The organism is Arthrobacter sp. Y3223164, from assembly GCF_059091005.1.
Map to the genome: position 1 here is coordinate 1 of NZ_JBNHGF010000125.1, position 6,990 is coordinate 6,990.

Annotated in this window: 4 protein-coding genes and 2 tRNA genes; 5 read left to right on the forward strand and 1 reads right to left on the reverse strand. The window is 68.2% G+C overall.

Annotation, left to right across the window (positions count from 1 at the left end; translation table 11 throughout):
• The first annotated feature begins 135 nt into the window (after positions 1-135).
• From dusB to AC5RUJ_RS08380, 5 genes are all read left to right on the forward strand, one after another.
• Positions 136-1,317, forward strand: coding sequence for a tRNA dihydrouridine synthase DusB (gene dusB, locus AC5RUJ_RS08360; RefSeq protein ID WP_494076158.1), 1,182 nt, complete (start codon positions 136-138; stop codon positions 1,315-1,317).
• On the forward strand, positions 1,310-2,605 hold the full coding sequence (locus tag AC5RUJ_RS08365; protein WP_494128290.1) for a deoxyguanosinetriphosphate triphosphohydrolase: 1,296 nt from the start codon (positions 1,310-1,312) through the stop codon (positions 2,603-2,605). Before dusB ends, AC5RUJ_RS08365 begins: the two co-directional genes overlap by 8 nt.
• Before the next feature lie 109 nt (positions 2,606-2,714).
• On the forward strand, positions 2,715-4,814 hold the full coding sequence (gene dnaG, locus AC5RUJ_RS08370) for a DNA primase (protein WP_494128289.1): 2,100 nt from the start codon (positions 2,715-2,717) through the stop codon (positions 4,812-4,814).
• An 80-nt stretch (positions 4,815-4,894) separates the two neighbouring features.
• Positions 4,895-4,967 (forward strand) — tRNA-Asn (locus AC5RUJ_RS08375).
• Positions 4,968-5,088: 121 nt separating this feature from the next.
• A tRNA-Asn gene (locus AC5RUJ_RS08380) sits at positions 5,089-5,161 on the forward strand.
• Between the two features lie 50 nt (positions 5,162-5,211).
• Here AC5RUJ_RS08380 and AC5RUJ_RS08385 read toward each other — a convergent pair.
• Positions 5,212-6,630, reverse strand: a complete 1,419-nt coding sequence (locus AC5RUJ_RS08385) for a GH1 family beta-glucosidase (RefSeq protein ID WP_494128288.1) — start codon at positions 6,628-6,630, stop codon at positions 5,212-5,214.
• Between the last annotated feature and the right edge of the window lie 360 nt (positions 6,631-6,990).

Sequence of the window (6,990 nt, forward strand, 5' to 3'; positions counted from 1 at the left end):
GCTCGGCCCGGCTGTCCCGCGGACGCGGACGAACCCCGGCGACGCGGAGGAACGGCGGCGCGGCGGACCGGGGCCGTTAGTCCACAGGCGCCGGTGCCGGCGGACGGATTTGCCCGGTTTTGAGAGAATGGTGGGGTGACACTTACCGCTGCCCCCGAATCGGGCGCCAAGCTCGAGCTTCCGCCGCTCAAACTCGGCCCGATAACCGTCGACACCCCGGTGGTGCTGGCACCCATGGCCGGCATCACCAACAAGGCGTTCCGCCGGCTCTGCCGCCAGTACGGCGGTGGCCTGTATGTGGCGGAAATGGTCACGTCCCGCGCGCTGGTCGAACGCAACCGGGAGTCCATGCGGATCATCTCGCACGATGAGGACGAGGACGTGCGGTCCGTCCAGCTCTACGGCGTGGATCCCAAAACCGTCGGCGCCGCCGTCCGCCTGCTGGTGGAGGAAGACCGCGCCGACCACATCGACCTGAACTTCGGCTGCCCGGTGCCGAAGGTCACGCGCCGCGGCGGCGGCTCGGCGCTGCCCTGGAAGACCGAACTGTTTACCGCGATCGTCCAGGCGGCGACCCGCGAAGCCGCCAAGGGCGACGTCCCGCTGACCATCAAGATGCGCAAGGGGATCGACGACGAGCACCTGACCTTCATCGAGGCCGGCAAGATCGCCCGCGACGCCGGGGTGGCGGCCGTGGCGCTGCACGGCCGCACCGCCAGCCAGTTCTACTCGGGCAAGGCCGACTGGAACGCGATCGCGGAACTGCGGGAAGCCCTGCCGGACATCCCGGTGCTGGGCAACGGAGACATCTGGAGCGCCGAGGATGCGGTGCGGATGGTGCAACAAACGGGAGTGGACGGCGTCGTCGTCGGACGCGGTTGCCAAGGCCGCCCGTGGCTGTTCGGGGACCTGCAGGCCGCCTTCGAAGGAACCGACAGGCGCTTCCGGCCGGGGTTGAAGGACGTCGCGGACAGCTTCTACCGGCATGCCGAGCTGCTGGTGGATTACTTCGAGGACGAGGGCAAGGCCCTGCGGGACATCCGCAAGCACGTGGCCTGGTACTTCAAGGGATACTCGGTGGGCGGCGAGCTGCGTGCCGCGCTGGCCCAGGTGCCCACCCTCGAGGTGCTGCGCGAACTGCTGGCCGAACTGGATGCCGACGCTCCCTACCCGGGGGCGGACGCCGAGGGCCCGCGCGGCCGGGCCGGTTCGCCCAAACGCACGGCGCTGCCCGACGGCTGGCTTTCCAGCCGGGAGCTGAACGCGGACCACAAGGCCATGATCGCCGCCGCTGAACTGGACGTCTCCGGTGGCTAAGGTACGCACCGGGCGCCCGGCCCCGCCCACGCCGGGCTACACGGAGTTCGACCAGGAACGCTGGTACACAGAGGAGCCGAAGAGCACCTACCGCACGCAGTTCGAACGCGACCGGGCCCGGGTTCTGCACTCGTCGGCACTGCGGCGGCTGGGCGCCAAGACCCAGGTGGTGTCCCCGGACACGGACGACTTTGTGCGGACCCGGCTGACGCACAGCCTGGAAGTGGCCCAGGTCGGCCGCGAACTGGGCCGTACCCTGGGCTGCGACCCCGACGTGGTGGACGCCGCCTGCCTGTCCCACGACCTGGGCCATCCCCCGTTCGGCCACAACGGGGAGACCGCACTCAACGCCGCGGCCCACGCCATCGGCGGTTTCGAAGGCAACGCCCAGACCCTGCGGCTGCTGACCCGGCTGGAGCCCAAGATCCTGCGCCCGGACGGATCCCCGGCCGGGCTGAACCTGACCCGGGCCAGCCTGGACGCGGCCTGCAAATACCCGTGGTCCGCCGACGACGCGCCGGTGATCCACGGCAAGCGCACCAGCAAGTTCGGCGCCTACGAAGACGACCTTCCCGTGTTCAACTGGCTGCGCGAAGGCGCCGCGGAGCGCCGGTCTTGCCTGGAGGCCCAGGTGATGGACCTCGCCGACGATATCTCCTACTCCGTGCACGACGTCGAAGACGCCATCGTGGCCGGGCGCATCCAGCTCAAGTGGCTGGACAGCCCCGACACCCGCAGCCGGGTCATCGGCTACACCCAGCAGTGGTACCTGCCCTCCAGCGACGCCCAAGAGGTGGACGAAGCACTGACCCGGCTGGAGCAATCCGGCGTCTGGGTGCGCGAGGCCGACGGCAGCCGCAAGGCCATGGCGGCGCTGAAAGACATGACCAGCCAGCTGATCGGCCGCTTCTGCTCGAGCGCGATGGAAGCCACCCGCTCCATCTACGGCCCGCAGCAGCTGACCCGCTACGGGGCGGAGCTGGTGGTGCCGCAGGAAACCGCCGTCGAGATCGCGGTGATGAAGGGCCTGGCCACCACGTTCGTGATGACCGCGGACCTGCGCCAGCCGGTCTACGAACACCAGCAGGAGATCCTGCACGACCTGGTCAGCGAGCTCCATGCCACGGGGGAGAAGCATCTGGAGGAGCCCTTTGCCTCGGATTGGCGGGATGCGGACGACGACGGCGGCCGCCTTCGCGTGGTCATCGACCAGATCGCCTCGCTCACCGATGTCTCCGCCCTGGCGCTGCACGAACGCCTGATGGGGGCCCACCGCACCCTCCTGTGAGGTTGCGGGCCGCGAGCAGCTTCCCTCCACAGGCGGCTGCGCGCGGCGCCTGGGGCACAGGCCGCCGCGGTTCCGGCGCCGATTTGGCGCGGCTGCATACCATGGGACTATGGCCGGACTCATTAAGCGTGAAGACATCGATGAAGTCCGCCAGCGTACCGACATCAAGGAAGTCATCGACGGCTACGTCACGCTGAAGTCGGCCGGCATCGGGTCATTCAAGGGCCTGTGCCCCTTCCACGACGAGCGGTCGCCGTCGTTCCACGTCCGTCCGCAGGTGGGCACCTACCACTGCTTCGGCTGCGGCGAGGGCGGCGACGTCATCTCCTTCGTGCAGAAGATGGATCACACCACGTTCAGCGAGACCGTGGAGAAACTCGCCCACCGGATCAATTACACGCTCCGGTACGAAGACGGCGGTACCGGCCCCCGCCGGGAGGACGTGGGCAAGCGGCAGCGGCTGCTGGACGCACACAAGGTTGCCGCGGAGTTCTTCCGGGAGCAGCTCCAGAGCCCGGGTGCCGCGGCGGCCCGGGAGTTCCTCTCCGGACGGGGCTTCGACCAGGCAGCCGCGGAGCAGTTCGCCGTCGGCTACGCCCCGCAGGGCTGGGACGGCCTGCTCAAGCACCTCACCGGCCGCGGCTTCACCCAGGACGAACTGCGCATGACCGGCATGTTCTCCGGCGGATCGGACGGATCCGATGGCAGGAACAGCCGGATCTATGACCGGTTCCGTGGCCGGCTCATCTGGCCCATCCGCGACCTGACGGGGGCGACCATAGGATTTGGTGCCCGCAAGCTCTTCGAGGATGACCAGGGCCCCAAGTACCTCAATACGCCGGAGACGGCGCTCTACAAGAAGTCGCAGGTCCTGTACGGGATCGACTTGGCCAAACGGGACATCGCGCGCAACCGCCAACTGGTGGTCGTGGAGGGCTACACGGACGTGATGGCCTGCCACCTATCGGGCATCGGGACGGCCGTGGCGACGTGCGGCACGTCCTTCGGCACCGACCACATCAAGATCGCCCGGCGCCTGCTCTCCGATGACGGAACCGGAGGGGAAGTGATCTTCACCTTCGACGGCGACGAGGCGGGCCAAAAGGCCGCGCTGCGCGCCTTCGAGGAAGACCAGCGCTTTGTTGCCCAGACCTACGTAGCCGTCGAGCCGAGCGGCGCGGATCCATGCGACCTGCGTTTGAGCCACGGCGAGGGTGCGGTGCGCGAGTTGATCAGCTCCCGCCGTCCGCTGTTCGAGTTCGCGATCAAGGCCACCTTGAAGAAGTTCAACCTGGACACGGTCGAAGGAAGGGTCCAGGCCCTCCGTGCCGCGGCCCCGGTGGTCGCCGAGATCAGGGACCCCGCCATGCGTCCCGGCTACTCGCGCGAGCTCGCCGGCTGGCTGGGCATGGACATCGACGACGTCACCCGGGCGGTGGCCGGGGCCGCTAAACGGGGACAGGAAGCCGGGACCCGGGCGGCGGGCCGCGAGCGGGGCCAGCAGGACCGCGGGCAGGAATCGAGCCGCGGCAACCAGCAGCCGCCCGGACCGTACCGGCGCGGCGGCGGTCAGCAGGGCCGGGACGCATGGAATCCGGGAAATCCTTCCCCCCGGCAACAGGACGGCCGGCCGGCCTACGGGCAGGCCGCGCAGCACGGCTACGGCAGGGGCGCCGAGGCCGGCGGAGAAACGGACTACGCCCGGGAATCCGGCCAGTACGCGGCACCCCCTGCCTTTCCGCGGCCGGACCTGCGTGATCCCGTGGTCCGCCTGGAACACCAGGCACTGGAAGTGGCCATCCAGCAGCCCGGCCTCCTCGATGCCAACCAGTGGGAACAGTTCATGCAGGCCCGCTTCCTGGCGCCCGTGCACGTGGCCATCCACGGCGCCGTCCGGGCTGCGGGTGTTTCCGGTGCCACACCCTCGCAGTGGGTGGAGACCATCCGCCAGGAGGTCCCGGAGGAGCTGCGCACCTTCGTCTCGGAACTTGCGGTGACCCCGCTGCCTGCACAAAACGACGACGCCCTGCGGCTGTATTGCCGGGGGATCCTGAACCGGCTGCAGGACCTGCAGATCACCCACCTGAAGGCCGACAAGCTGGGCCAGTTGCAACGGATGGATCCAGCGTCCGATCCCGAGAGTTTCCAGCAGATCAACCGTGAACTGATGGAACTGGAAATGCAGCGGCGGGCCCTTCGCGCGGAGTAGGCCGGGCCTTCAATTGGCAAGTTCCGGCCTCCATTGAGTATGCTGTTGGAGGTCAAACCGCCGGTGGCGGATGATTTCTTTCCCCCGTAGCTCAATTGGCAGAGCATTCGACTGTTAATCGAAGGGTTACTGGTTCGAGTCCAGTCGGGGGAGCGGACAAACACTGGATCCCCGCCTTCTGCAGGAGGCGGGGATCCTGTGCGTTTGGGGGCCCTCGGCGCGAGGCCGATTTCGTCTCCGTGCCGCCGTCCTGCTAGAGTTTTACTCGCTTCAATCCCCCGTAGCTCAATTGGCAGAGCATTCGACTGTTAATCGAAGGGTTACTGGTTCGAGTCCAGTCGGGGGAGCTGCAAGGCAGAATCCCGCACCCCGCGCCGGCTGCGGGATTTTTCTTTGGCTAGGCCGAGGCGACCCGGTTGCCGGCCGCGACCTGCGCATACCAGCGGCCGCTGTCCTTGACGGTGCGCTCCAGGGTGGCGTAGTCCACCCGGGTCAGGCCGAAGCGTTTGCTGTAGCCCCAGGCCCACTCGAAGTTGTCCATCAGCGACCAGCCGAAGTAGCCGCGCAGGTCCACGCCGTCCTGGATGGCACGGTGGCATTGCAGGATGTGTGCGCGCAGGAACTCCAGCCGCTGCCGGTCATGCACGGCGCCGTCGGCCGAGACCTCGTCGTCGAAGGCCGCCCCATTCTCGGTGACGAAGAGCGCCGTCCCGGCCGGGCCGCTGTACTCGTGCTGCAAACGGACGAGCAGCCGGTGCAGTCCTTCCGGCTGGATCTCCCAGCCCATCGCCGTCGTGGGCAGCCCGCGGGGAACAGAGCTGACATGGTCGGCCGCGGGGTAGGGCGGCGCCAGCGGACGCTCGACCGGGGCGGCATGCGTGTTTTCCGCGTCCGGGCGGGGGTGCCCGGTCACCGCTTCACCGTGGTAGTAGTTGACCCCCAGCACCTGGATCCTGGTTCCGATCAGAGCCAGGTCGCCGTCCCGGATCCTGGCTTCCAGTCCGTACGGCCCCACGTCCACCAGAAAATCCGCCGGGTAGGAACCGCGGAAGACGGGGTCCAGAAAGGCGCGGTTGAACTGGCCGTCGATGCGGCGGGCGGCGTCCACATCGACGGGATCCTCCGGATTCAGGGGATCCGCCACCGTGAAGTTCAGGGTGAGGCCCAGCTCGGCGGCCGGATCGCGGCGGCGCAGCTCGTCGGAGGCCAGCCCGTGCCCCAGCAGCAGGTGGTGCATGGCCGCCAAGGCCTGCGGCCTCGACTGGATGCCCGGCGCATGGACGCCCGAACCATAGCCGAGGAACGCCGAGCACCATGGCTCGTTGAGCGTGGTCCAGACGCGTACCCGGTCACCGAGCGCCTCATGGACCGCCAGGGCGTATTCCGCAAAGCGGTAGGCGGTGTCCCGGTTCGCCCAGCCGCCGTTCTCCTGCAGCGCCTGCGGCAAATCCCAGTGGTACAGCGTGAGCCAGGGCTTAATGCCCGCCGCGCACAGTTCGTCCACCAGGCGCGAATAGAAATCCAGGCCGGCCGGGTTCACGACCGCGTCGTCCGGTTTGACCCGCGGCCAGGACGTGGAAAACCGGTAGGCACCCAGGTTCAGGGCTGACATCAGCGCGACGTCCTCGCGGTAGCGGCGGTAGTGGTCGCAGGCCCGTTCGCCGGTCTCGCCGCCCACGGTGGCCCCCGGCAGCCGGCAGAAGACATCCCAGATGGAATCGGTGCGGCCGTCGTCCCGGGACGCACCTTCGATTTGGTAGGCGGCCGTCGCGGCGCCCCACAGGAACTGCTTCGGGAATTGCACGACCTTGCTCATCACTGGTCCCTTGCGGAAACGGGCGCGGACACGGGCTGCCTGCCAGCCTAGTTCGCAGGGCAGGTGAACGTAAGCGTTTACTCATATTTTTTGTTCCACAGCCCTCCAGTGAAACTACTCCCTACGGCTGAGGGGCCAGACTGGGGCAGAATGATAATTTGAAGGTGTGGACACTCGCGCACTACCGACAAGATGGAGGCAGAGCCCATGACCGGTCCGGAAAGCCACGGAAGCACCGCAACCGGTGAGAGGACGTCCGGGAGCACCGCAACCGGTGCGGCGACTCCCGGCAGCACCGTCACCGGGTTGCGGCCGCCCGGGAGCGCTGCAGCCCGTGTCGGGCAGCCAGGGAGCACCGCT

Bases quoted from the DNA above. Each gene is read 5' to 3' on its own strand.
- dnaG (WP_494128289.1), top strand. From the start codon at position 2,715: ATGGCCGGACTCATTAAGCGTGAAGACATCGATGAAGTCCGCCAGCGT.
- AC5RUJ_RS08385 (WP_494128288.1), bottom strand. From the start codon at position 6,630: ATGAGCAAGGTCGTGCAATTCCCGAAGCAGTTCCTGTGGGGCGCCGCG.